Consider the following 1,344-nt stretch of genomic DNA (forward strand, 5'->3'; position numbering starts at 1 on the left):
GAGCCCGTCGTCTGGTGACGATAGCCAAGTGGTCACACCCGTTCCCATGCCGAACACGGAAGTTAAGCACTTGAACGCCGAAAGTAGTTGGGGGCTTCCCCCTGTGAGGATAGGACGTTGCCAGGCATACTTTTTTAATAAAGTATTTGACAATTTTGACTGATTGATATAGTATTATAGAAGTCGTCAAGTTACCACGGTCCTGTGGTGTAGCGGTTAACATGCCTGCCTGTCACGCAGGAGATCGCGGGTTCGAATCCCGTCAGGACCGCCATTTTTATTTACCGAAACTTTTCATTTATGGCTTTGTAGCTCAGTCGGTAGAGCAGAGGACTGAAAATCCTCGTGTCGGCGGTTCGATTCCGTCCAAAGCCACCATTTACACCTGCCGGTGTAGCTCAGCTGGTAGAGCAACTGACTTGTAATCAGTAGGTCGCGGGTTCGACTCCTGTTGCCGGCACCATTTTCATTTATATTTAATATGGCGGTTGTGGCGAAGTGGTTAACGCACCGGATTGTGATTCCGGCATTCGTGGGTTCAATTCCCATCAGTCGCCCCATTTTAATTTAATACTAGTATGTGTCATTAGCTCAGTTGGTAGAGCATCTGACTTTTAATCAGAGGGTCGCAGGTTCGAATCCTGCATGACACACCATTTTTATGCGGGTGTGGCGGAATTGGTAGACGCGCTAGATTTAGGATCTAGTGTCTTTGACGTGGGGGTTCAAGTCCCTTCACCCGTACCATTTATATTTATAATGCGGAAGTAGTTCAGTGGTAGAATACGACCTTGCCAAGGTCGGGGTCGCGGGTTCGAATCCCGTCTTCCGCTCCATTTTTTAAATAGAAGTAATAACAAATAGCATAATTTGCGGTCGTGGCGGAATGGTAGACGCGCTAGGTTGAGGGCCTAGTGGTGGCAACACTGTGGAGGTTCAAGTCCTCTCGACCGCACTTATTATGCACCCTTAGCTCAGCTGGATAGAGTACTTGACTACGAATCAAGGGGTCGGGAGTTCGAATCTCTCAGGGTGCACTTTCGGGAAGTAGCTCAGCTTGGTAGAGCACTTGGTTTGGGACCAAGGGGTCGCAGGTTCGAATCCTGTCTTCCCGACCATTATTATTATCGGACTTTGAAAACTGAACGATGAGGCAAAAAACGTATCTTCGGATACAAACAATGAATGAAGCGCAAGCTTCGTCAACGTGACTTTTAGTCACACAACGAGCAAGTCAAACACTTTATGGAGAGTTTGATCCTGGCTCAGGACGAACGCTGGCGGCGTGCCTAATACATGCAAGTCGAGCGCAGGAAGCTCGCGGAACTCTTCGGAGGGAAGCAA

Annotated in this window: 10 tRNA genes and 2 rRNA genes; all 12 read left to right on the forward strand. The window is 48.5% G+C overall.

What is annotated here, in order from left to right:
• The first annotated feature begins 10 nt into the window (after positions 1-10).
• Positions 11-126, forward strand: a 5S ribosomal RNA gene (rrf, locus tag KNQ04_RS15455).
• Between the two features lie 72 nt (positions 127-198).
• Positions 199-274: transfer RNA gene (locus KNQ04_RS15460), tRNA-Asp, on the forward strand.
• 28 nt (positions 275-302) lie between these two features.
• A tRNA-Phe gene (locus tag KNQ04_RS15465) sits at positions 303-378 on the forward strand.
• 9 nt (positions 379-387) lie between these two features.
• Positions 388-463, forward strand: a tRNA-Thr gene (locus tag KNQ04_RS15470).
• A gap of 21 nt (positions 464-484) precedes the next feature.
• Positions 485-560, forward strand: a tRNA-His gene (locus tag KNQ04_RS15475).
• A gap of 20 nt (positions 561-580) precedes the next feature.
• Positions 581-656, forward strand: a tRNA-Lys gene (locus KNQ04_RS15480).
• Between the two features lie 7 nt (positions 657-663).
• Positions 664-747: transfer RNA gene (locus KNQ04_RS15485), tRNA-Leu, on the forward strand.
• A 14-nt stretch (positions 748-761) separates the two neighbouring features.
• A tRNA-Gly gene (locus KNQ04_RS15490) sits at positions 762-836 on the forward strand.
• A 36-nt stretch (positions 837-872) separates the two neighbouring features.
• Positions 873-955: transfer RNA gene (locus KNQ04_RS15495), tRNA-Leu, on the forward strand.
• Positions 956-963: 8 nt separating this feature from the next.
• Positions 964-1,037: transfer RNA gene (locus tag KNQ04_RS15500), tRNA-Arg, on the forward strand.
• A 4-nt stretch (positions 1,038-1,041) separates the two neighbouring features.
• Positions 1,042-1,118 (forward strand) — tRNA-Pro (locus KNQ04_RS15505).
• Between the two features lie 124 nt (positions 1,119-1,242).
• A 16S ribosomal RNA gene (locus tag KNQ04_RS15510) occupies positions 1,243-1,344 on the forward strand; the annotation flags it as partial.

Source organism: Exiguobacterium sp. s193, assembly GCF_018618755.1.
Taxonomy (GTDB): Bacteria; Bacillota; Bacilli; order Exiguobacteriales; family Exiguobacteriaceae; genus Exiguobacterium_A.